General features: G+C 52.0%; 22 protein-coding genes, 1 tRNA gene and 1 pseudogene. 10 read left to right on the top strand and 14 right to left on the bottom strand.

The genetic code is table 11. The features are described from left to right. Window positions 1-3: 3 nt before the first annotated feature. The 3 genes from ACH2EM_RS03755 to ACH2EM_RS03745 all read right to left on the bottom strand — a co-directional run bounded on the left by ACH2EM_RS03755 (window position 4) and on the right by ACH2EM_RS03745 (window position 2,533). On the bottom strand, window positions 4-645 hold the full coding sequence (locus tag ACH2EM_RS03755) for a DnaJ domain-containing protein (protein WP_395150756.1): 642 nt from the start codon (window positions 643-645) through the stop codon (window positions 4-6). A 19-nt stretch (window positions 646-664) separates the two neighbouring features. Continuing rightward, window positions 665-1,528 (bottom strand): DUF5685 family protein, encoded by an 864-nt coding sequence (locus ACH2EM_RS03750; protein ID WP_395150754.1) that lies wholly within the window; start codon window positions 1,526-1,528, stop codon window positions 665-667. 195 nt (window positions 1,529-1,723) lie between these two features. Next, window positions 1,724-2,533: a polysaccharide deacetylase family protein gene (locus tag ACH2EM_RS03745; protein ID WP_395150752.1), complete on the bottom strand. Its 810-nt coding sequence runs from the start codon at window positions 2,531-2,533 to the stop codon at window positions 1,724-1,726. A 101-nt stretch (window positions 2,534-2,634) separates the two neighbouring features. Here ACH2EM_RS03745 and ACH2EM_RS03740 point away from each other — a divergent pair, with 101 nt between their 5' ends. Both ACH2EM_RS03740 and ACH2EM_RS03735 read left to right on the top strand, forming a co-directional pair. Next, a complete protein-coding gene (locus tag ACH2EM_RS03740; protein ID WP_395150750.1) occupies window positions 2,635-3,798 on the top strand; it encodes a DNA recombination protein RmuC in 1,164 nt (387 codons plus the stop codon). Between the two features lie 74 nt (window positions 3,799-3,872). After that, window positions 3,873-3,957, top strand: a tRNA-Leu gene (locus ACH2EM_RS03735). 266 nt (window positions 3,958-4,223) lie between these two features. Here ACH2EM_RS03735 and ACH2EM_RS03730 read toward each other — a convergent pair. Beyond that, window positions 4,224-4,445 (bottom strand): hypothetical protein, encoded by a 222-nt coding sequence (locus ACH2EM_RS03730; protein ID WP_395150749.1) that lies wholly within the window; start codon window positions 4,443-4,445, stop codon window positions 4,224-4,226. Window positions 4,446-4,759: 314 nt separating this feature from the next. Here ACH2EM_RS03730 and ACH2EM_RS03725 point away from each other — a divergent pair. The 4 genes and pseudogenes from ACH2EM_RS03725 to eno all read left to right on the top strand — a co-directional run. Then, window positions 4,760-5,134: pseudogene (locus ACH2EM_RS03725) on the top strand (ferredoxin); the annotation flags it as partial. Continuing rightward, a complete protein-coding gene (locus ACH2EM_RS03720; protein ID WP_395150778.1) occupies window positions 5,111-5,974 on the top strand; it encodes an ATP-binding protein in 864 nt (287 codons plus the stop codon). The pseudogene ACH2EM_RS03725 and the gene ACH2EM_RS03720, both read left to right, overlap by 24 nt. Before the next feature lie 78 nt (window positions 5,975-6,052). Then, window positions 6,053-6,466, top strand: a complete 414-nt coding sequence (locus tag ACH2EM_RS03715) for an EamA family transporter (RefSeq protein WP_395150747.1) — start codon at window positions 6,053-6,055, stop codon at window positions 6,464-6,466. 20 nt (window positions 6,467-6,486) lie between these two features. After that, entirely contained in the window at window positions 6,487-7,785 is a 1,299-nt protein-coding gene (eno, locus tag ACH2EM_RS03710; protein WP_395150745.1) for a phosphopyruvate hydratase, read from the top strand. On the opposite strand, the gene ACH2EM_RS03705 is transcribed toward eno, so the two are convergent. From ACH2EM_RS03705 to ACH2EM_RS03680, 6 genes are all read right to left on the bottom strand, one after another. Beyond that, entirely contained in the window at window positions 7,786-7,959 is a 174-nt protein-coding gene (locus tag ACH2EM_RS03705; RefSeq protein WP_395150744.1) for an IreB family regulatory phosphoprotein, read from the bottom strand. A gap of 496 nt (window positions 7,960-8,455) precedes the next feature. Next, window positions 8,456-10,144, bottom strand: a complete 1,689-nt coding sequence (locus tag ACH2EM_RS03700; protein ID WP_395150742.1) for an FAD-dependent oxidoreductase — start codon at window positions 10,142-10,144, stop codon at window positions 8,456-8,458. Window position 10,145: 1 nt separating this feature from the next. Further along, window positions 10,146-10,466: a rhodanese-like domain-containing protein gene (locus ACH2EM_RS03695; RefSeq protein ID WP_395150741.1), complete on the bottom strand. Its 321-nt coding sequence runs from the start codon at window positions 10,464-10,466 to the stop codon at window positions 10,146-10,148. 95 nt (window positions 10,467-10,561) lie between these two features. Then, the gene (gene rbr / locus ACH2EM_RS03690) at window positions 10,562-12,616 is read right to left on the bottom strand and encodes a rubrerythrin (RefSeq protein ID WP_395150740.1); all 2,055 of its coding nucleotides are present in this window, start codon (window positions 12,614-12,616) and stop codon (window positions 10,562-10,564) included. A 214-nt stretch (window positions 12,617-12,830) separates the two neighbouring features. After that, window positions 12,831-13,247, bottom strand: a complete 417-nt coding sequence (locus ACH2EM_RS03685; RefSeq protein WP_395150739.1) for a phage tail tip lysozyme — start codon at window positions 13,245-13,247, stop codon at window positions 12,831-12,833. A gap of 96 nt (window positions 13,248-13,343) precedes the next feature. Beyond that, on the bottom strand, window positions 13,344-13,583 hold the full coding sequence (locus ACH2EM_RS03680) for a hypothetical protein (RefSeq protein ID WP_395150737.1): 240 nt from the start codon (window positions 13,581-13,583) through the stop codon (window positions 13,344-13,346). A gap of 6 nt (window positions 13,584-13,589) precedes the next feature. On the opposite strand from ACH2EM_RS03680, the gene ACH2EM_RS03675 reads away from it, so the two are divergent. The 4 genes from ACH2EM_RS03675 (at window position 13,590) to ACH2EM_RS03660 (ending at window position 17,972) form a co-directional block, all read left to right on the top strand. After that, on the top strand, window positions 13,590-13,832 hold the full coding sequence (locus tag ACH2EM_RS03675) for a hypothetical protein (protein ID WP_395150735.1): 243 nt from the start codon (window positions 13,590-13,592) through the stop codon (window positions 13,830-13,832). A gap of 341 nt (window positions 13,833-14,173) precedes the next feature. Further along, complete coding sequence (locus ACH2EM_RS03670; protein ID WP_395150734.1) at window positions 14,174-14,734, top strand: hypothetical protein; 561 nt, start codon at window positions 14,174-14,176, stop codon at window positions 14,732-14,734. A 581-nt stretch (window positions 14,735-15,315) separates the two neighbouring features. Further along, window positions 15,316-17,238: a molecular chaperone HtpG gene (gene htpG, locus ACH2EM_RS03665; protein ID WP_395150732.1), complete on the top strand. Its 1,923-nt coding sequence runs from the start codon at window positions 15,316-15,318 to the stop codon at window positions 17,236-17,238. Between the two features lie 122 nt (window positions 17,239-17,360). Beyond that, the gene (locus tag ACH2EM_RS03660; protein WP_395150731.1) at window positions 17,361-17,972 is read left to right on the top strand and encodes a TetR/AcrR family transcriptional regulator; all 612 of its coding nucleotides are present in this window, start codon (window positions 17,361-17,363) and stop codon (window positions 17,970-17,972) included. A 246-nt stretch (window positions 17,973-18,218) separates the two neighbouring features. On the opposite strand, the gene ACH2EM_RS03655 is transcribed toward ACH2EM_RS03660, so the two are convergent. The 4 genes from ACH2EM_RS03655 to ACH2EM_RS03640 all read right to left on the bottom strand — a co-directional run bounded on the left by ACH2EM_RS03655 (window position 18,219) and on the right by ACH2EM_RS03640 (window position 23,327). Continuing rightward, the gene (locus ACH2EM_RS03655; protein WP_395150729.1) at window positions 18,219-19,541 is read right to left on the bottom strand and encodes a pyrimidine-nucleoside phosphorylase; all 1,323 of its coding nucleotides are present in this window, start codon (window positions 19,539-19,541) and stop codon (window positions 18,219-18,221) included. Between the two features lie 164 nt (window positions 19,542-19,705). After that, window positions 19,706-20,695, bottom strand: a complete 990-nt coding sequence (locus ACH2EM_RS03650; protein ID WP_395150728.1) for an ABC transporter permease — start codon at window positions 20,693-20,695, stop codon at window positions 19,706-19,708. Continuing rightward, entirely contained in the window at window positions 20,692-21,795 is a 1,104-nt protein-coding gene (locus ACH2EM_RS03645; RefSeq protein ID WP_395150726.1) for an ABC transporter permease, read from the bottom strand. Before ACH2EM_RS03645 ends, ACH2EM_RS03650 begins: the two co-directional genes overlap by 4 nt. Further along, a complete protein-coding gene (locus ACH2EM_RS03640; protein ID WP_395150724.1) occupies window positions 21,795-23,327 on the bottom strand; it encodes an ABC transporter ATP-binding protein in 1,533 nt (510 codons plus the stop codon). The genes ACH2EM_RS03645 and ACH2EM_RS03640 overlap by 1 nt, the downstream gene beginning before the upstream one ends. Window positions 23,328-23,409 lie beyond the last annotated feature (82 nt).

The raw sequence follows: 23,409 nt of genomic DNA, 5'->3' as shown, positions 1-23,409 counted from the left end.
GGGTCAGCACCCCTGACCGCAGCCGCAGCAGGCGTTCATACACCATAGCGCCATGCACATATCACAGCAGTTGCAGCCAATGGCATTGGCCTGTGCGCCGCCGTACATTCCGTAAGGGTCGCCAGGCATCTGGCCACCGGCGGTGCGCTGCAAGTTGTGCAAAGCCGCAGCATACTCCCGGTTGGAGGGTTCCTGCCGGCAGGCAAGCTCAAAGTAGCGCAGTGCCTCGCTCATCCATCCTTTGTAGTAGTAGGCACTGCCCATTAAAAAGTTCCACTCCGCCACCTGGGAGCCGCCGGGAATGGCCTGCAGGGCTGCCAACGCCTCATCCGCACGGCCTGCCCGAATCAGCGCCCGGATTTCCGGATATCTGCCCTGGCTTCCCTGCCCGTTCTGGCTGTACCCATTGTTTTGCTGCTGAGCCCCTGTACCGGAATCGCTCTGGCCGGAAGTTCCCAGCCGCAGTTCATTCATCACGGTATCAAAAGCTTCGTTCAGCTCGTTCATCTTCTGCTCGGCCTGCTGGCGCAGAGGGCCGACCTCATAATTTTGAGGGTCGTACTTCTGGGCCAGTGCCCGGTAAGCAGCCTTCACTTCTTCTTCGGTGGCTCCGCGGCGGAGCCCCAGTACCTGGTATGCATCCATGGCTTTTCCTTTCCTGCCCTCAGTGCAGCATTCTGTGCTGGTTGGGCAATGGCTGTCCAGCCCGCTGAATGCTGGCAGGCAGCCCCAAAAACAAAATATTATCCAAAATAGGCCGGTTGGTTTTCAGGTTCAGCAGATTGTAGCACCGGGCCACCTCACCGGCAGCCAGCCGGCATTCCAGCTGCACCCGCTCCACCGTTTGCTCCCGGCTCAGCCCCAGGGCCGCAAATACATTATAGCGGCCCTTCTGGCAGTCCTTTTCGTAGTCCTCTGCTGCATCCAGCCAGTAGAGAATCTTGCCCAAAAACAGGCCCATCCGGCGCAAAATCACCTGCTGGTCAGCGTCCTGGGTGCAGGCAGCCAAAATGGCCCCGGTCATCCTGCCAGTTGGTTCTGCCGCCTGGTCCGGGCTGGGGCAGTGCTCCTGCTCGGTCTGCTGCTGGCAGGCAGTTTGCGCCGCCAGCTCCCGGTCAATTTCCCCAAAGGCAGCCGCCGCCTTTCGGTGGGCTTTTTTCAGTACCAGTCGGGCAAGGCGGGCCAGCTGCCGTTTGGGCCAGGCTTCGTCGGCAACATCATCCTCCAGCTTGTACCAGCTTAGCAGCACCAGTGCCGCCGCCGCAAGGTGCAGCCCCTGGGTGTGCTTTTGCAGGCAGCGCCGCTGCAATGGGTTTGCAATGCACCGTTCCCGGCATACCGTGCCCCCATCCCCGCTGATGCCGTCAGCCAACAGGGCCACCGTAACCAGGTCATAGTTCAGCAGCATTCTGGGCCAAAAACCATAGTCCGCCTTTAGCTGTTTGCAAAGCCCACAGTACACCGCCCGGTAGCTTTCAAACTCTTTTACCTTCATTTCAGGCTTTACAGGGGTAATATACCCAAACATCTGGCCCCCTCCTTTTGCCTGCAAGATGCAGAAACTTCTCCTAATGTATCATACACCATTTATTGTTGTTTTACAATGAGGGACCCCTTACCCCGACCTATTGTTCCCAAAAAGTTTACAATCCCTTCTTTTGTACTGCAAAACAGAACGGACTGCAGCCCCGCAGGCAAGCAGTCCGTTTGGTTGATGTACTGGTCAGGATGCCGTGGGCTGGGCTTCATCGCCGTCCATTGCATCCAATGTGCAAAAGGTATAGCCCTGGGCCGCAAACCAGTCGATGATGTCCGGCAGAGCTTCGGCGGTGGTTTTGGTGGCCTTGGTATCGTGCATCAGCACCACTGCGTCGGCACGGTCCTGCACACTGTCCACCACATTGTGATAGATTGTATCGGCGCTGGGGTGGCCACCCACCGCATCGTTGGCGCAAACATTCCAGTCAATGTACCGGTACCCCTTTTCCGCAGCCTGGGCCTTGAGGGTTTTCATAATGCTGCTCCCCCCGTATTTGTGGCTTACCGTGTTGGTGCTGCCGCCAGGAAAGCGCAGCCAGTGGATGCGGTCCACGTCGGTGTAGGGGCTGATTTTCTGCCGCAGCTCCTTAATATCAGCCCAAAAAGCTGTGGTGCTGGCATAGATGCTGCTATACTCGTGTGTGCAGCTGTGCAGTGCAATCTGGTGCCCCTCCTGGGTGGCCCGTTCAATCAGATGAAGATAGTTCTGGTTATTTTCTGACGCTACCACAAAAAAGGTGCCCTTAACTCCTTTTTCCTTCAGGGTATCCAGCACCAGCTCGGTTGTTGCACTGGGGCCATCATCAAAGGTTAGGAACACCCGCTTTTGCTGGGGATTCTCCTGGGGCTGACCCGCCGCCGACTCCACCGTTCCAAACGCCAAATCACTTTGAGCGCAGCTGGTGTGGGGCTGCTGCACTGCACACCCCACCCAGACTGCTGCCGCCAGACAGCCCGCTGCCCACAGCACAGTCCATATGCCTTTTGCCTTCATTGCATTCATCCTTCCTTTCCCCGGTTGATTTGCCAGCGCAAACCTTTTATACTAATGTGTATGAACCACCAGGTGGGTTTATCCCCAAAAAGGAGAGCATTATGGAAGTTGTCACCCTCATTCTGGCCGCCGCAGCCTGTGTACTGGGCCTTTTGAATCTGCTGCGCCAGCCTCCCCAGCCGGATTTGACCGGAGAGGATTTAGAAAAGGTACGCCAGGACCTGCTGGCGGAAATCCGCCAGACCCGTCAGGAACTAAACGCCCGTGTGATGGGCGGAATGCAGGCCAGCGTAACCCAAACCGAACAAAAACTGGAAAGCATCCGGGCCACCATGGAGCTGCGGCTCAGCACCATGCAGGCCAGCAACGACCGCCGGCTGGACCAGATGCGCCAGACGGTGGACGAAAAACTCCAGCAAACATTGGAGGACCGGCTGCAAAAGAGCTTTGGTCTGGTGAGCAAGCAGCTGGAGATGGTGTACCAGGGCCTGGGCGAGATGCGCACCCTGGCCACCGGCGTGGGCGATTTAAAGAAGGTGCTCAGCAATGTAAAAACACGGGGTATTCTGGGCGAAATCCAGCTGGGCGCCATTTTGCAGGAACTTCTAACCAAGGAACAGTATGCCGAAAACCAGGCCACGGTGCCCGGCAGCAGCGACCGGGTGGAATTTGCCCTCAAGCTGCCCGGCGACGGCCAGGCCCCCGTTTGGCTGCCCATTGACGCCAAGTTCCCGGTGGATGCCTACTCTGCCCTGCTGGAAGCCTACGACAGCGGCGACAAAGCAGCTGTGGAGACCGCCGCCAAGGAGCTGGAAAAACGCATCCGCAGTTTTGGCAAGGACATTCACACCAAATACATTGCACCGCCCCATACCACCGATTTTGGCATTATGTTCCTGCCCATTGAGGGGCTGTATGCGGAGGTGGTACGCCGGGGCATGGCGGAACGGCTCCAGCGGGAATTCCGCATTGTAGTGGCAGGCCCCACCACCATGGCCGCTTTGCTCAACAGCTTGCAGATGGGCTTTCGCACCCTGGCCATTCAAAAGCGTTCCAGCGAGGTATGGAAGGTGCTGGGCAGCGTAAAAACCGAGTTCGATACCTTTGGCGCAGCCCTTGCCCAGGCACAGAACCGCATCAACCAGGCCAGCCACGAGCTGGAAAACCTGGTGGGCGTGCGCACCCGCCAGATACAGCGGAAACTGAGCCAGGTAACCCAGATGCCCAGCGAGGAAACCGAGCCTGAAAAAATTTCTTTGCTGTAATTTCAAAATTTTGCCTTGACTTTTCGCACATTCTCTGGTAGAATACTTCTTGCAGCTTCAAGCGGCTGCATTATGCGAGGGTGGCGGAATCGGCATACGCGCATGTTTGAGGTGCATGTGGTTTTTACCTTGAGGGTTCAAGTCCCTTTCCTCGCACCATAACTGGACACCAATTTTGATACAATGAGTATCAAGGCTGGTGTCCAGTTTCTTTTTATTTTCCCTTGATTTGCAACGGTTTTCCCATACGATTTAACGAAAGGTCAGAGGTATGTCCACTTTTGGGGAAGGTATGTTCAACTGTAAATTATTCCTTTTGCAAGATCAGTCTACTTGTTCGTGTGCTTACGGCGCACAATATGGATCTGTTAGATAAATTGAAATTTGACTACTTGGTATTCTGATTCTATTTTTACGCCAAGATTTTAATTTAGCAGAGCGCCTTCCAGGTCAGCCATCATGGCATCCAGTGCCTGAACACTATCGGTGGAAGTATACCAGACATTTGCGTGTTCGATGAAGTAAACGATCTTACCGTTCTTGTAAACATCCAGTTCCTTAATCAGCTCATTCTCGATTACTTCGCGAGCGCCCATCACACTTTCGTCAGATGCACCGGTAGCATTACTGCGGTCAAGAATAAACATATGTTCAGTTCCATTCTACTTCCACCGGAAAGAATCGCCTTCAAATCAATATCCATCACACCGATAAAAAGTGACAGAATGGAAATGATCAAAAGTGAGATTCCGAGGAGTATCGATGACAAACCTTGGATACTTCTCCTTTTTATTTTAAATATTTGCAAGGTTAGTAATAGACAGAAAGGGGCTACCCATTCGCATAAATGATTTCAAAATCTACTTTATATATCTAAGAAAAGTTTACTTATGGATTACTTCCTGTTATAATATAAAAAACGGAGGTACACGCTAGGAATAGCTTAAGCGTTAAGGTTGTAAACGGTCAGGTAGCCTACGGAACGGACATTATGACCCGTATCACTTACTGCTTGGAACATGAGGAACATCCTGCAAACCTTCAGCGCACTACTGTTGAAACCTTTCATTTCCTTCTGGCTCAATTAACGGAATCAACCGGCATTGATACCTCCAAGTGTTCTGTTATGGTGATATCTGGCAATACCACCATGGTTCATTTCCTTCTTGGGCTGAATGCATGGACCGTCTTTGCCGCCCCTTTCGCTCCCGTTACGGCAGATCCCGGATATCTCTGGGGTCATGAGCTGGGCATGGATTTCGAAGGTCTTCTTTACTTTATTCCCGCCGCATCCAACTATGTAGGCGACGATATTGTCAGCGGTCTGCTGGAACTTGGTATTCATAAGCGGGAAGAAACGAATCCCTTTTTTGATATTGGCACCAATGGTGAGCTGGTCATTGGAAACAACCAATGGCTGGTAGCAGGTGCCGGAGCTGCGGGACCTGCATTGGAAGGTTATATCAGCCGCTATAGTATGCGTGCAGCTCCCGGTGCCATTGATTCTGTAAAGATCCACGGAGAGGAGCTGTCCTATACAACCATTGGCAATGAAAATCCAATCGGCATCTGCGGAAGCGGTATCATCGACCTGCTGGCACAGATGCGTCTGAATGGCTGGATTAACATTGCGGGAGAACTGAATCCTGCAAGCTCACCAAGGATCGTCTATCTGCCTGACGAAAACCAGTATGGTGTGATTTATGCCCATGCGGAAGAATCCGCAACCGGCAGTCCTCTCTATTTCTCCCAGACCGATATCGATCAGTATCTTGACACCAAAGCAGCGGCCTTCACCATGATGGAGTGCTTGCTGGAATCTGCAGGTATCGCCTTTGAGGATCTTTATCATTGTTATCTTTCAGGTGCTTTCCCTGCCCATTCCGATCTGGAATCTGCCATTACCATCGGCATTTTCCCGGATCTTCTCAGGGAGAAGTACCGTGTTTTGCGAAACAGTTCTGTGGACGGTGCCAGAAAGGTTCTGCTGGACCATTCCCAGCTGGCAGAGGCCAAAGAACTTTTGGAAAACATCTACTGCGTCCAATTTGCATCTATTCCCGATTTTCTTGTCCGGATGCAGGCAGCAAAATTTATTCCCCACACAGATATGAACCGGTTCCCTTCTGTACAGCAGAAACTCAGCAATCCGGACTGCGGCATGGACAAGCTTTGATTTGGTGAGTTTGTCACAGAATGCAAAGGAAAAGATTGGTAAACTATATTTAAAAAGGTAAACAAGGGGAACACCTATATGTGGTTTATTCTTGCCTTGGCTTCTTCTATTTTCGTAGCGCTTACCTCTATCCTGGCGAAGATCGGTATTGACGGAGTCAATTCCAATCTTGCAACCGCCATTCGCACCGTTGTTGTATTGGTTATGTCCTGGGGTATGGTTTTCCTCACCAATTCCCAGGGAGGAATCACTGAGATTTCCAGAAGAAGCTGGGTGTTTCTGGTCTTATCGGGCCTCGCAACCGGTGCCTCCTGGCTTTGCTATTACAAGGCCCTTCAGTTGGGCGAGGCTTCCAAAGTGATCCCCATTGACAAGCTCAGCGTTGTGATTACGATGGTACTTGCAGCACTGATTCTGCACGAGCAATTCACCCCCAAATCCATCATCGGCTGCGTCCTGATTGCGGCTGGCACTTTACTTATGGTTTTATAATTCAGATAGGAGAGATTACCATGAAACAGAATCAAATCATTCAAAATATCATTAGTCGGGAAATTCTGGATTCCCGTGGAAACCCCACTGTGGAAGTGGAAGTAATTCTCGAGAGCGGGATCATCGGTCGAGCCTCTGTTCCCTCCGGTGCATCCACCGGCATCTATGAAGCACATGAGCTTCGGGACGGAGATTCCAACCGTTATCTTGGAAAAGGCGTTTCCAAGGCAGTGGAGAATATCCGCAGCGAAATCGCCCCTGCCCTGATGGGCAAAAATGTACTGGAGCAAACCCGCATCGATGAGATTATGATGGATCTGGACGGAACCCCCAACAAGAGCCGTCTGGGTGCCAACGCCATTCTGGGTGTGTCCCTCGCCTGTGCCAGGGCTGCTGCTGCATCCCAGGACATCAGCCTGTACCGGTACGTAGGCGGCATGAATGCAAAGACGCTCCCTGTGCCCATGATGAACATCCTCAACGGTGGCGCTCACGCTTCCAACAATGTGGACATCCAGGAGTTCATGATTATGCCCATTTCCGCAGGAAGCTGGAAGGAAGCTCTGCGCCGGTGCGCCGAGGTCTTCCATACGCTGAAAGTTATTCTGAAGGAAAACAAGATCCCGGTGACCGGTGTGGGCGACGAAGGCGGCTATGCCCCCATGCTGAAACGGGACGAAGATGCCCTCTCCCTCATTGTTGCGGCCATCGAAAGAGCCGGATACAAGCCCGGTGCCGATTTCATGATCGCCATCGACGCCGCTTCCTCTGAATGGTATGAGGAAGAGCAAGGCATCTATCGTCTGCCCAAGGCCGGTAAGGTTCTGAGCAAAAATCAGATGGTGCAGATGTGGAAGAAATTAGCAGAAAAGTATCCCATCATTTCCCTGGAAGACGGCATGGCCGAGACCGACTGGGAAGGCTGGAAGATGCTGACCAAGGCACTGGGTAAGCAAATTCAGCTTGTCGGCGACGACCTCTTTGTGACCAATACCCAGCGGCTGAAGCAGGGTATCGAAATGGGAATCGGCAACTCCATTCTCATCAAAGTGAATCAGATCGGCACGCTGACGGAGACCCTGGATGCCATTGCCATGGCAAACCGGGCAGGCTATACGGCCATCATCTCCCACCGATCCGGTGAGACGGAGGATACCACCATTGCGGATCTGGCCGTTGCGCTGAATGCAGGACAGATCAAAAGCGGCGCCCCCAGCCGCAGCGACCGTGTTGCCAAGTATAATCAGCTGCTTCGCATCGAGGAGGAGCTGGGGAACCAGGCACAGTATCCCGGTAAAAGAGCATTCTTTAATCTGTAATTACATAATCAAGCCAATGCCCGCAGTTCGATAGGAGCTGCGGGCATTTCCCGTCCTGGTGATATACGCATCATCGTTGGTTTGCAAATAACCATAAATCTGCATATGAGGGTCGTAGCCAGCTTCTAAAATGCCGCCGATAATTTGTAATAACTCTCTGCTATAGCCTTTCATAGAATCAGTTCCCTTGGGGTAATTTGAAAAGGTTATTAGAAGCTTTCGAATAAGCTATGATGGAAAAACTCGGACATAGTTACTCCAAGCGCAAGGCAGATTTCGCCCATGATATTCAATGGCGCCGGACCGTGCCCTTTAATTACAGCCACTACTTCATAGCGATCGGCATTCACACTTTAGCAACAAGCTGTTCAGTGCTGATACCGCGCTCCTGGCAGAGCATATGTATTCTTTTGCTGATTGCTTCACTTAATTTCATGGCAATCACCCTAACTACATAGTTTATTTAAATATATCATAAAATGTTTCAATTCGCAATAACATACTGAGACTTTGCAATGGTTGCGGAAAAATGTAAATGCACCCCCTGAACAACCAATGCACCCCCTTTACTGCATAGGGGGTGCATTATCTATTTGCCTCAACGGCGCCATTAGCAGATTGTATCCAAATAATAGTCATTTGCCAGGAAGCGTGATCACTACCCAATTATTTACTTATCCATACCGCACGCAAAAGCCACTTCAATCAAAGTACGGTCATTCATCACCGCATCATAGAACCTGAAGCCACCGGAGAAGTTATAAGCTTCAAAGCCGTACCCCTCCAGAATCCGGGTGGCGATGTAGCTGCGCAGACCGCTCTGGCAGATCACATAGACGGGTTTCCCGGCTTCGATCTCCCCGATTCGCTCCCGCAGTTCGTCCACCGGGATATTTCGGAACCCTTTGATGTGTCCACGGCTGTACTCGCCCACTGTCCGGGTATCCAATAGGGTGACACTTCCATCTCGGGGTAGCGTGGCGGCGTCAGCCAAATGCCACTGCTTCAGTCCCTTGGAGATATTGTCGATCATAAAGCCTGCCATATTCACAGGGTCTTTAGCAGAGGAATAGGGCGGCGCATAGGCAAGGTCAAGGTCCTTTAGTTCCGTTGCCTTCATGCCGGCATGAATGGCAGTAGCCAGCACATCGATACGCTTATCTACACCATCGTAGCCCACAATCTGGGCACCCAGAAGGCGGTAGGTTTCCTTTTCAAAGACTACCTTCATAGTCATCAGCTTACCACCAGGGTAATAGCCTGCGTGGCTCATAGGCGACAGAATTACAGTATCCACAATCAGCCCGGATTTCCAGGCATTGGTCTCGTTGATGCCGGTAGCAGCTGCGGTCATGTCAAATATCTTGATCACGCTGCTGCCCTGGCTCCCCATGTAACGGCTGTCACCACCGCAGATGTTGTCTGCCGCAATTCTTCCCTGCTTGTTGGCAGGGCCAGCCAAAGCGATCAGAACATCTTCACCGGTCACATAATGCTTCACCTGCACCGCATCTCCAACAGCATAGATGTCGGGAATGGAGGTTTCCATCCGGTCATTAACCAGAATGCTGCCCTTCATACCCAGAGCCAAACCGGCATTCTTCGCAAGACTGGATTCCGGGGTGACACCAATGGCCATCACCACCATATCCGCATGGATGGATGGCTGATCTTTCATCAGCACATCCACGCCGCCGTCTTTTTCTGCAAAACCTTCTACACTATAGCCCAGCGCCAGTTTTACTCCGTGCTTGCGGACTTCGCTGTGAATAAAGGAAGCCATATCGGCATCAAAGGGATTCATCAATTGCTTGGGACGCTGTACGATGGTCACGTCCATACCCAATTCACGCAGATTTTCGGCCACTTCCAGACCGATAAAGCCACCGCCCACTATCACCGCAGACTTTGGCTTCTGCTGATCCACAGATTCCTTGATCCGGAAGGTGTCCTCCACGGTACGCAGAGTGAACAGTTTGTCGCTATCCATTCCGGTCAGGTTGGGCCAGACAGGCTTTGCGCCGGGAGAGAGAAGCAGCTTATCATAACTCTCTTCAAATTCTTCGCCGGTTTCCAGATTCTTTACGGACACTGTCTTTCTGTCAGGATGAATCGCGGTAACCTCGTGCCGCACCTTCATATGGATGCGGAAGCGGGAGAAGAAGCTCTCCGGGGTCTGCAAGGTCAGATCCTCGGGATCTTCAATGATACCACCTATGTAATAGGGCAGACCGCAGTTGGCATAGGAAATATAGCCTGACCGCTCGAACACAACGATTTCAGCCTGTTCATCCAGTCTGCGAATTCTTGCTGCTGCAGTGGCTCCACCTGCCACACCTCCCACGATCACAACTTTCATGTTATCTCTCCACCTTTCCGGAATAAGCGGCAATACCGCCGATGTTTTGCACATTGGTATATCCCATGTGCCGCAGCATGTAGGTTGCCTGACGGCTTCTGCCGCCTGAATAGCAGTATACAAACATTGGTACATTTATACTGTCGGTTACAGAGCTGATTTTGTCAAGCTGCTGCAACGGCACATTTTTGCTTCCTGGAATATGACCTTCCCGGTATTCCTTAGGGGTGCGCACATCCACAAGGATGGCTCCCTCGGCATTGCAGTAATCTACGAAACCTTTGTTGATGTCAGGCTGCTTCCCCTTGGATTTCTGTACCACTGTCCATATATTAGCTCAAGACCGGAATTACAAGAATTACCGCCATTTGTAAAAGGCAGTGAGCGGAATGCTCACTGCCTTTAGAAGATGAATTCTTAGTAATTTTCTGCCCGGACCTCGAAGAATGCCTGGGGATGGGCGCAGACAGGACATACATCCGGTGCTTTGACACCCATTACCAGATGGCCACAGTTGCGGCACTCCCACAGGGTAACACCACTCTTTTCAAATACGGCCTTTGCTTCCACATTGTGCAGCAGCTTGCGATAGCGCTCCTCATGGCTCTTCTCGATAGCGGCAACTGCGCGGAACTGTGCTGCAAGCTCGGTAAAGCCCTCTTCCTCAGCATCCTTAGCAAAGCTGTCGTACATATCGGTCCACTCGTAGTTCTCACCCTCAGCGGCGTGAAGAAGGTTCTCAGCGGTATCGCCAAGCTCGCCAAGTGCCTTGAACCAAAGCTTTGCGTGCTCCTTCTCGTTCTCAGCGGTCTGAAGGAAGATTGCAGCGATCTGCTCGTATCCTGCCTTCTTTGCTACAGATGCAAAGTATGTATACTTGTTTCTTGCCTGAGACTCACCTGCGAATGCTTCCCAGAGGTTCTTCTCGGTCTTTGTGCCTGCAAAGGGATTCTTTGCGGGAGCTTCCTCAATTTTTTCAAACTGGGATGCGGGTGCTTTGCATAAGGGGCATTTGAAATCGTCGGTCATCTTTCCCTCGTGAATATATCCGCAAACTTTACATTTCCATTTAGCCATTTTAGTTTCTCCTTTTATAATTTCTTTATTGATGTCGCTTGAGCGATCAGTGTACATAGTATGGAGCATTTCTTCCGCAAGCTCACTGAGCGGTTTGCCGTAAAATTCCTCGTAAAGCTCCTTTATCTCAGGGTTTTCGTGGCTCAAACGAAGAGTCAAAGAGGCATCTCTCTTGTAAAGGCTCTCGATTCTTGCCTTACGGCTTGCATCAGCATCTGCCGCAAAATCACGGGGCTGACCGCCACCGCCGATGCATCCGCCGGGACAGGTCATCACCTCAACGAAGTGGTAGTTCTTCTCGCCGCTCTTGATTAGTTCGATGAGCTTGCGAGCGTTGGCTGTACCATAAACAACAGCTACGTTTACAGTGGTTCCTTTGACGTCAAGGCTTGCTTCTCTGATGCCCTCATATCCGCGAACGGGCTTAAGGTCAAGAAGTGCGCTCGGAGGGACCTCACCCGTGATATAGGAGTATGCAGTACGAAGCGCTGCCTCCATAACACCTCCGGTATTACCAAAGATCACGCCTGCACCCGATGCTTCACCCATAAAGCGGTCGTAATCGCTATCCTCAAGCGAAGCAAAGTCGATCTTCGCTTCCTTTGCCCAAAGAGCAAGCTCGCGAGTTGTAACAACATAGTCCATATCGCGCATTTCGGGGATACCGAGCTTCTTGCCTGCGGCGTTCATTTCCTCGCGTCGGATCTCGAATTTCTTCGCAGTACAGGGGGTAAGTGCTACGTTAACGATCTTCTTCGGATCAATACCCATCTTCTGGGCGAAGTAGGTCTTAATAGTGGGGCCTTGCATACCGATGGGGCTCTTGGCAGTTGATAAGTGCGGGAGCATTTCGGGATAGTAGGTTTCAGCAAACTTCACCCACGCAGGGCAGCAGCTTGTAAACTGAGGCAGGGGCTTATCTCCTGTCGTAATGCGACGAACAAGCTCGCTTGCTTCCTCAACGATGGTTAGGTCTGCGGCAAAGTTGGTATCCAGGACGTAATCGGCACCGAGAGCACGCATAAGGGCGATCATTTTACCCTGCACGAAGCTTCCTTTTTCCATTCCAAACTCTTCACCGAGAGCAACGCGCACAGAGGGGGACGTGCTGACGATAACGATCTTATCGGGATCTGCGATAGCCGCCTTCACGTCCGGGTATTCGTAGACCTCGGTAATGCTTGCGGTAGGACAGACGTTTGCACACTGTCCGCAGTGGATACAGATCGCCTTTCCTTCGGTTTGCTCGAAGGAATATGTACTGTGAACACTGATTTCATTCGTACAGACCTCACGGCATTGTCCGCACTTGATGCAAAGCTCTTCTTTGCGGCAAATACTTGGGTTATCCGCTTCAATCGGCACCCGAACAGATAGTGGTAAATGCTCTGCCATTTCATTCCTCCTATATTCTTAATTGTTTATTCTGAAATTGTTTTGTTTGCCAGTTTATACACAATGATTATATCACAATTCTGTGAATTTATCAAGACTTATTACTTAAAAAACACCATCAGCAGTGTTCCAACCACCATCAGGCAAATTCCAGCAAAAGCCTTTTTGATAGCATAGTATAACACAAATATGCTTGAAAATCAAATACTTATTTCTAAACCATTTTGATACCTACGAAGAACTTGTATCTGCTGACGAACAGTTCATCCATTACTATAACCACCAGCGTCGTCAGCATACGGTATGCACCCAGTTGGGACTTCTTGTCCGCCCAGATCTTACGGACACGGTAGTAACCCTCCGTAAGTCGCTCAGGATGGGTGGGCTTGGGGGCGTACTTGTCAAAGTAGGTCTGGGCGTAGCCAGCTCTCTTTGCCTGGACAGCCTCCCCCATATCAGCGGGGCGCTCATACTGGGTCAGCACGGCAGTGGAGGCTTCAATGACAGATGTAGTGGCCTGGAGGGTCTTCAGCAGTTTGCCATAGCCCTCGGACAACTCCTTCCAGATGTAGTCCAGCTGCAAGGAAAGGTCGCCGATGGACTTCCCCTCCGCCTTGGCCAGCTCCAGCAACCCCTACTTCCGGCTCCAATAAGGCCACTGAGCCAGACCGTGACCGGCAGAGTCCCTTACGAAGTTATCGTAGGAGCCATCGTCCACCGCAGCGGTTTAGGCGGTGTCGGTATAGCCCAGCTTCTTCTCGTAGGTGTTCTGGAGGTTGGTGGGCTTCAAGCCGGACTCGGCGAAGAAGTTACCCATCAGACCGGCGGCACCGTAGGCATTGCCCAGCTTGCCGAAGAGGAACTTCCAGATGGTGGCCTCGGGATCTTCGGTGGGAGCAGGAACAGTGGTTTCCTCCTTACCCTCCAGCAGAGCTTTTACATCGGCACGGAAGGTGTCCATGCTCATGTCACTGTGTCAAGCGAAGTTGAAAAATATGATGAGCAGTATTTCTGTTCTTCTTGCCGGGAACTGCTGGCAGAGTACAAAGGCAACGGCTATGTCCTGGCAGACTTGAGAAACCTGGACACGCCGACGATCTACCCGGTTAAGGCTGGTACGAAGTTCGAGGTGCGCTGCTATATGGTTTCCGTAACCGAAACCAAGGAGAAAGAACTTGACATTACTGTGCTGGGTTCGATCCCGACAGATGGCTGATAGGGCCAGGTCAGGTATGGCCACCTTTTAATTATTCCTGTACCATTTAACGAAAGGTCGAAGGTATGGCCATTTTGTATTAAAATAGGTCGCCACTTTCAAAGAGAGTGTCCTTATAGCATGAAAGTGCTGTGAGGGCACTCTTTTTTGCATTCATCCAGTTGTTTTAGGTGAATTTTAGTTGTCTGCCCTGCTCTTTTTGCAGCCCGGCGGCATCCAGTAAACCATTGGGTTTCAATTCCATCTCATTTAAAAAATGAACAATCTTGTAAAAATTTGCTAATTTCGCTATACTGAATATGGCAGCCAAGAAACGCAAAACAGGGTAAGGGAGAATTGAAATGACAGAGCTTGAAAAAATTGCTTATGCAAAAACCTATGTGGAAAAGCTTGCAAACGGAATCAATCCTTTAACTGGAGAGGTTGTTCCGGAATCGGATCTTATCAATAATGTGCGGATATCTCGCTGCTTGTTTTATGTATCGGATGTACTGCGGCAGGTGGTAGAGCGAGGAGGCTCTTCTCCACGAAGAGCGAAGGCACCAAAGGTTCCTTTTGAGATTGATTATCAAACCAGACAAAATTTTTCTTATTCGGAACACCCCATTACCATCAGCGAGATTACAAAGCGTATCAATGATTTGATTGCTATACCAGAGATGAAAAAACTGAGCTATAAACATATCAGTCACTGGTTGGTAGAGTGTGGGTACATCGTATTAATTCCTGACGAAAAAGGAAAGATGATTCGAGTGCCTACCGATCAGGGGGTACGGGTTGGAATTGCAGTGGAACAGCGGGAAGGCATCCAGGGAGTTTATTCGATTTGCTTTTACAGCAAATCTGCACAAAAGCTTATTGTGGAGCACCTTAACGAGATTGCTCAGTTGGCTCGTGCCTAAACACATAAAAACAGGAGTAGCATGGAGCAACTCCCCTGCTTATAAAGAAAACGCAGCCTAGGAATAAAGACTATATATCACCCCCATTTGTTTGAACGGTATGGTATACCATCCAAACAAATGAGGTGTTTTATCATTCCAAAGAAATTACAAAAACCCAAACAAACACGCGCGCTAAAATTAAAGCAATCAGCGATAGCGTTCCGTATTCAATTTATGACAGCACTCCCATGATAAGCAAATAAAAAGGGCCTGCCGCCTATTTTTTCACAGACGGCAAGCCCTTTTAGCTGCTTTAATACTTTTTTCGTTCCGATGGGCTTTCACCCAACAATGGCGCAGCCATTGCACAACCGGCGGCAAACCCTTCCCATTACTTTTTTGTTTGTTCCAGCTTATGATTCTTCAAAACAAATATTCCATCCACAGCCTGCTGCGCGCCCCGGGCAAGTTTTAAACTTTTTGTGAACTCCTCTTGCGATTTTTTCAAAAAAGGTGTATATTGAATTAGCACTCAGTTTTAACGAGTGCTAAATTATTTGTTTATTCTTGAAAATCTACGATAAAAGGGAGCGTTTCACATGGCTGTTAAGGAGTTTAAGGCCGAAAGCAAAAAACTGCTGGATATGATGATTCATTCCATCTATTCCAACAAGGAGATTTTTCTGCGGGAGTTGATTTCCAACGCCAGCGATGCCATCGACAAGCTGTATTTCAAAAGCTTGACCGACCACAGTGTTACCACCAAAAAAGAGGACTACAAAATCCGGCTGGATCTGGACAAGGCCAACCGCACCATCACCCTCACCGACAACGGCATCGGCATGACCCAGGAGGAACTGGAGCAGAACCTGGGCACCATTGCCCGCAGCGGCAGCCTGGAGTTTAAAAAGGACAACCAGGCCGAGGACATCGACATCATTGGCCAGTTTGGTGTTGGCTTCTACTCCGCCTTCATGGTGGCCAGCCGTGTAACGGTGATCAGCCGTGCCTTTGGCAGCAACGAGGCCTGGCAGTGGGAGAGCACCGGTGCCGACGGCTACACCATTACCCCTGCCGAAAAGGCCGAGGTGGGCACCAAGATTATCATGGTGGTGAAGGAAAACACCGAGCAGGAAAACTACGACGAGTTTTTGGACGAGTACACCCTGGCCCACATCGTGAAAAAATACAGCGACTATGTGCGCTACCCCATCCAGATGGAGCGGGAAAAGACCCGTGCCAAGGAACGCCCTGCCGATGCCGGTGAGGATTACAAGACCGAGTACGAAACCTATACCGAGCTGGAAACCCTCAACAGCATGGTTCCCCTGTGGAAGCGCAGCAAGAGCGAGGTAACCGACGAGGAATACAACCAGTTCTACAAAGAAAAATTCTATGATTTTGAAGACCCTGCCCGTGTGGTGGTAAGCCGCACCGAGGGCACCGCCACCTACAACGCTCTGCTGTTTGTGCCCAGCCACACCCCTTACAACTATTACAGCCGAGACTTTGAAAAGGGCCTTCAGCTGTATGCCAGCGGCGTGCTGATTATGGAAAAATGCGCCGACCTGCTGCCCGATTACTTCAGCTTTGTGCGGGGCATTGTGGATAGCCAGGACCTGAGCCTGAACATCAGCCGTGAGATGCTGCAAAAGGATGGCCAGCTCAAGCTGATTCGCAACAGCCTGGAAAAGAAGATTAAAAACGAGCTGAACGCCATGAAGAACAACGACCGTGAAGTGTACGAAAAGTTCTTCAAAAACTTTGGCCGTCAGCTGAAATTTGGCTGCTACGACGGCTACGGTGCCCACAGCGACCTGCTGAAGGACCTGCTGCTGTTTTACAGCGCAAAGCACAAGAAACTGATTTCCTTGCAGGAGTATGTGGATGAAATGCCTCAGGAGCAGAACTTCATCTACTACGCAGCTGGCGAGTCTACCGAGCGTCTGTCTAAGCTGCCTGCCGCCGAGCTGGTGCTGGAAAAGGGCTACGACCTGCTGCTGCTCACCGAGGATGTGGATGAATTCTGCCTGCAGGTTCTGCGCAACTACGGCGAGAAGGACAAGGAGAAGGAATTCAAGAACATTTCCAGCGGCGATTTGGGCCTGGAAACCGAGGAGGAAAAGAAAGCTGCCGAGCAGGCCAGCGAAGCCAACAAGGACCTGTTTGCCGCCATGCAGGAGGCCCTGGGCGATAAGGTCACCGCTGTGCGTCTGTCCTCTCGCCTTAAGAGCCACCCTGTTTGCATTGCCAGCGAGGGTGCACTGAGCCTGGAGATGGAAAAGGTGCTCAGCTCCATGCCCGGCGCCGGGGATATGCCCGCTCCCAAGAGCCAGAAGGTTCTGGAACTGAACGGCAGCCACCCTGTATTCCACACCTTGCAGCAGCTGCAAGCTGAGGGCAACACCGAAAAGCTGGCCCAGTACACCAACATCCTGTACAACCAGGCTCTGCTCATTGAGGGTATGCCCATTGAGGACCCTGTGGCCTACGCCCAGGCCGTTTGCCAGCTGATGCAGTAAGCCAGCACAAGGGCTTTTGCCTGTACTTGTCAGCCTTCCCCAGGCTGTGATAAAATAAGACCAAGGTCCACAGGCCTTGGTCTTATTTTTTGCGTCTTGCCGCACCAAAGGAGGGCTGCCGTATGGAATCCACCCCAAAACCCCGTTACCAAAAGGGCAAACGCACCCGCCAGCGCATCTACGCCACAGCGGTAGAGCTGATTAAAAAGCACGGTTACCATCAGGTAACGGTCAGCGAAATTTGCCAGGCCTGCGGCATTGCAAAGGGCTCCTTTTATGTGCACTATGCCTCCAAAGAGGACATCGTGCGGCAAAGCTACTACGCCGAAATGGGCGAATACCTCCAAAGCACCTATGGGTTTTTTCTCCGCCGTTTTCCGGATGCAACCGTAGACCAAAAGGTGGCTGAATTTTTAAAATTGCAGCTGGTATTTGCCCAGTACGCCGGGCACGAGCTCACCTGCCTTGCCCTTTCCATGGATTTATCCGGCTGTGTTACCGGCCCCGCCGACCATTTTGAGCGGCGGGCCTTTAGCCAAACCCTGCTGGAGCTGCTGGAGGAGCATCAGCAACAGCTGCCCCGTGGCCGCACCGTGCAGGACGCCTTTTTCTTTTTTGAAAGCCTGGTACAGGGCATGATGGCCACCTGGTGTTTTACCGGCGGCACCACCACCGCCCTGGAAAGCGGCAAACGAATGATTGAAGACAGCGTGGCCAGCTTTTGGGCCCGCTAGCGTTTTACTTTCCGGCCAAAAAACTCCCCCGGCAGTTCCTTTAAAGAACCGCCGGGGGAGTTTTTTTATAGGATTGTACCCAAGCAAACAACTGCTGTGCCAGACAAACATAGCGTCTGCCAGAATGGCTGAACAAAACAGCATTCCGGGTGCGCAGTGTCCTTTGCTGTTTTAGCGGCAAACTGCCAACGCTCTTTGCCTGGCAGAGGCCACGGCCATAGCGCAGCCGGGCAGAGATGCAGCTTGTTAAAACCGCTCCACGCCGTCCTTGGTTACACGGGCCATCACCAGGGGCGGCAGCACCGGCGCCTGAGGGCCAAAGGTGAGAGCGGATTCAAACAACTGGGCTGCCGGTGCAAACTTGCTTTCCTGGATGGCATACAGGGTTGCCAGGCAGTCCCCTGCCTGCACCCAATCGCCGGTTTTTTTGTGCAGCACAATGCCCGCCGCAAAGTCGATGCTGTCCTCTTTTGTAATGCGGCCTGCACCCAGCAGCACACTGGCGTTGCCCACCTGCTCGGTGTTCATGGCAGTGAGCCACCCATCCTGCTTTGCCACCACCTGATGGCTGAAGGGTGCCTTGGCAAAGGCTTCGGGGCAATCCAGCACCGTTACATCACCGCCCTGGGCTGCCACCATCTGCTTTAATTTTTCAAAGGCTGCGCCGCTTTCCACCGCTTGCTGGGCCAGCTTCATGCAATCCTCCAGGCTGCCCTTTCCGGCCAGATGCAGCATATTGGCTGCCAGCTGGTAGCACACCTGGGTCAAATCATCCGGGCCGCAGCCCTTGAGCACCTGCACCGACTCCATTACCTCCAGGCTGTTGCCGATGTTATAGCCCAAAGGAGTATCCATATCTGTAATGAGAGCAGCCACCTTGCGGCCGTTGTGCCAGCCAATGCTCACCATAGCCTGGGCCAGCTGGATGGACTCTTCCAGCGTTTTCATAAAAGCTCCGTTGCCGGTTTTTACATCCAACAGGATGCAGTCTGCACCGGCGGCCAGCTTTTTGCTCATGATGGAGGAGGCAATCAGGGGCACGGAACTGATGGTAGCGGTTACATCCCGCAGGGCATACATCTTTTTATCCGCTGGGGCCAGATTACCGCTCTGGCCAATCACGCTGATGCCAATCTGGTTTACCTGCTCAAAAAACCGTTCCGGCTCCAGGGCGGTCAGGGTGCCGGGGATGGATTCCAGCTTATCCACAGTGCCGCCGGTATGGCCCAGACCACGGCCGCTCATCTTGGCAATTTTTACGCCGCAGGCCGCCACAATGGGCGCAATCACCAGGGTGGTTTTATCCCCCACGCCGCCGGTGGAGTGCTTATCTGCCTTGATGCCCTCAATGGCGGAAAGGTCTACCATATCCCCGGAATGGGCCATTATATCCGTCAGCTGGGCGGTTTCCTGTTCGGTCATGCCCCGCAGATAAATGGCCATCAGGAGGGCGCTCATCTGGTAATCTGTAACCGTCCCCTCCACAAAACCCATCACAGCAAATTCAAGTTCCTGGCGGGTGAGGGTTCCCCCATCCCGCTTTTTGGCAATAATATCAAACATTCGCATGGTATATACCTCCTAAACGCTTGCCCGCCCCGCTGCACCGGGTCCGGGATTTAAGGCTATACTGTCAGCATAGCACCCAGCTGCCCAAAAAGCAAGTATGCCCCTGCAAGCAGTGCTTGCAGGGGCATAAAAGCAACAGGCTTGCCCCTTAGCAGCTTAACGGCTTAGCGGCTTCCCTTATCGTAGGGAATGCCCTCTGCCTTGGGTGCACGGGACTTTTTGCTGGTGAAAATCAGCAGAATCATGGTTACGATATAGGGCAGCATCTGGTAGATGTTGCTGGCAGACTTTACCCCCTCAAAGTTAGGCAGGAAGGGAATGATGGTGCTGTAAGAGGCCACCACCTTGAACAGGGCAAAGAACAGCGAACCACCCAGGATGGTCCAGGGGTTCCAGTTACCAAAAATCATAACAGCTAGCGCCAAAAAGCCGTAACCGCCTACGCTGGAAGCAAAGGTGCTGCCCGCAGCCAGGGTGTAAGCAAAACCGCCGATGCCACCCAGCAGACCGCCCAGCATTACACCGGCATAGCGCATTTTGTAAACATTGATACCCACCGAATCCGCAGCCTGGGGATGCTCGCCGCAGGCCCGCAGGCGCAGGCCGAACTTGGTACGGAACAGCAGCACATAGGCACCGATCAGCAGCAGAATGGCCAGCGGAGTGGTGAGGTAGAAATACTTGAAAATCAGGTTGTTCCAAAAGCTCTGGTCTGCTTCGGCCAGGCCAAAGGTCTGGCGGGTGATGCGCACCCAGCTGGGAATCTGAATCTGGGTCTGGCCCTGGCCCTGGATGGCCCAGGTGATTACCACGGCAAAGGCAGGTGCAAACTGGTTGAGGGCAGTACCGCCGATGGTCTGGTCTGCTTTCAGGTTAATGGCAGCAAAGGCCAAAAACAGCGAGTACAGCACACCGCAGGCACCGGCAATAAGCACTGCTACAAACACCGCCAGCTGGGGCGAAGCAGCACCAAACCCAGAGGTATCAAAACTTTTAAGGGCCAGACAGGCGGCCAGTGCACCTATCACCATAATGCCCTCCAGCGCAATGTTGATAACACCGGAACGCTCGCTGAACATACCGCCCAGGGCCACCAGCAGCAGGGGCACGGCAAACACGATGGTACAGCTTAATACATTGGCAAGAATAATCATTTTTGACCCTCCCCTTTCTTTTTGCTCTGGAAGGATTTATTCAGCATATTGCGCACCAGCAGGCTGAATGCTGCCAGGTAAATAATCACCGAAACAATGATATTGACCGTTTCGGTGGAGAAGTGAGGCTGCATGGCACTGCCGCCAACACTCAGATAGCTTACAAACAAAGCGGTAAAGATGGTACCTACCGGGTTGGAGTTTGCCAGCAAGGCCACGGGAATGCCGTCAAAACCACGGGCCAGAATGACCTTTTCCAGCACATACTGGCCGGTACCAGCCAGGTAGTACAGGCCGCCGCCAATGCCAGCCAGAGCACCGGCAATCACCATGCTCAGCACCACATTGCGGTTTGCATTGATGCCTGCGTACAGGCTGGCATTTTTATTGAGACCACAAGCCTTGAGCTCATAGCCAAAGGTTGTTTTGTTGAGCACCACATACATTACAATGGCCATAAAAATAGCGATGAAGATGCTGATGTTCATGTAGGTGGAGCCAAACAGCTCGTCCAGTCCCAGGCGGGGAATCAGGGCGCTGGGGTTTGCCTTGGCCAAATCAGCGGTACGGTCGCTGTTGGTGGCGCCCCAGTAGCTGGCCAGGGTCTTGGGCATATTGGCAAAAATCAGGTTTACCAGGTACATTCCAATCCAGTTGAACATGATGCTGGAAATTACCTCGTTCACATTGAACAGAGCCTTGAACAAACCGGGAAACAGGCCCCACACGGCGCCGCCAATCATGGCGCCCAGCAAACAGATCCACCAGGGCATCTGGAACTGGGTGGCCAGCACAATGGCCACAAAGGCACCCATGGTGTACTGACCGGGTGCACCGATGTTAAACAAGCCGGTTTTAAAGGCAAAACCCACCGAAAGGCCGCACATCATGAGGGGGGCGGCCTGGTAAAGCACCTTGGCAAAGCTGTTCAGGTTGCTTACGCCGTTGGTGAGCAGGGCCTGTATCCCCCTTGCCGCAGCAGGTGCATTCAGGACAAGCAGCAGCAGAAATCCAAACACCAGACCTGCCAGGATGGTAAGCACACTGGACAAAAAGCTGGCAAACGCAGGGCTTGCACATTTTTGCTTGAGTTGTTTCATTAGGCGTTAGCCTCCTTCCGTTTTGCGCCAGCCATATAAAGGCCCAGCTCCTGTACATCGGTCTGCTTGGGGTCCAGTTCGCCCACAATCTCACCCTCGTACATTACCAGAATCCGGTCAGAGAGGTTCATAACCTCATCCAGCTCCAGGCTGACCAGCAGCACAGCCTTGCCCTTATCCCGTTCGGCTACCAGCTGTTTGTGGATGTACTCAATGGCACCCACATCCAGGCCTCGGGTGGGCTGAACCGCAATCAGCAGCTTGGGGTCCTTATCAATTTCACGGGCGATGATGGCTTTCTGCTGGTTACCACCAGACATACTGCGCACAATGGTATCCCGTCCCTGACCGCTGCGCACATCGTACTGGGCAATCAGCCGGTCGGCGTACTCATTCATGGTGGCCTTCTTTAAAAAGCCGTGGCTCTGGAACTGCTCGCTCCAGTAGCTTTGCAGAATCATGTTCTCTGCCAGAGTGTAGTCCAGCACCAAACCGTGCTTGTGCCGGTCCTCCGGGATATGGCTCATACCCTGCTTGGAACGGTCCCGCACCTTGGCATTGGTGATATCCTGGCCGCACAAGGTTACGGTGCCGCCTGTGATTTTTTCCAGGCCGGACAGGCCGTATACAAACTCCGTCTGGCCGTTGCCTTCAATGCCTGCAATGCACACAATCTCGCCTTCCCGCACATTGAGAGAAACGCCCTTGACTGCATTGTTCTTGTGCACCTTGGAGGGCACCACCATGTCCTTTACTTCCAGCACATTTTTGCCGGGCTTGCAGGGGCTTTTTTCCACAGCAAAGCTTACATCACGGCCTACCATCATGCGGGAAAGTTCCTCTTTGGTGGTGTCCTTGATGTTTACGGTGCCAATACACTTACCCTTGCGCAGCACGGTGCAGCGGTCGGCCACGGCCATGATTTCATTCATCTTGTGGGTAATAAACAGGATGCTCTTACCCTCTTTGGTAAAGCCCCGCATAATTTCGATCAACTCGTCGATTTCCTGGGGGGTGAGCACAGCGGTAGGCTCGTCAAAAATCAGGATATCGTTGTCCCGGTAAAGCATCTTGAGGATTTCCACACGCTGCTGCTGGCCCACGCTGATATTTTCCACAAGGGCATCCGGATCCACCTGCAAGCCATATTTTTGAGAAAGAGCCATTACCTTTTTGCGAGCCTCGCCCCGCTGCAAAAAGCCCATTTTTCCGGGTTCTACGCCCAGCACAATGTTGTCCAGCACGCTGAACACATCCACCAGCTTAAAGTGCTGGTGCACCATACCAATATGGAGGTCGTTGGCATCGTTGGGGTTTTTGATTTTTACTTCCACCCCATCCTTTTTAATCACACCTGCTTCGGGCTGATACAAACCGAACAGCACGCTCATAAGGGTGGATTTGCCTGCGCCATTTTCACCCAGCAATGCGTGCACTTCGCCCTTTTTCAGCTGCAAAGTGATGTTGTCATTGGCTTTAATCCCCGGAAATTCCTTGGTGATGTTCAGCATTTCGATGACATATTCACTCATCCGCTCTTTCCTCCTTTAAATCCGTCCGCCCAAAGCGGCGGTTGATTCATTGTTTATTACTTTGTATATTATACCGATTTTT

The sequence above is a fragment of the uncultured Allofournierella sp. genome (assembly GCA_944382705.1).
Taxonomy (GTDB): Bacteria; Bacillota; Clostridia; order Oscillospirales; family Ruminococcaceae; genus Allofournierella.
The sequence above is the reverse complement of the archived record's forward strand: the minus strand, read 5'-3'. Positions and strand labels throughout refer to the sequence as shown.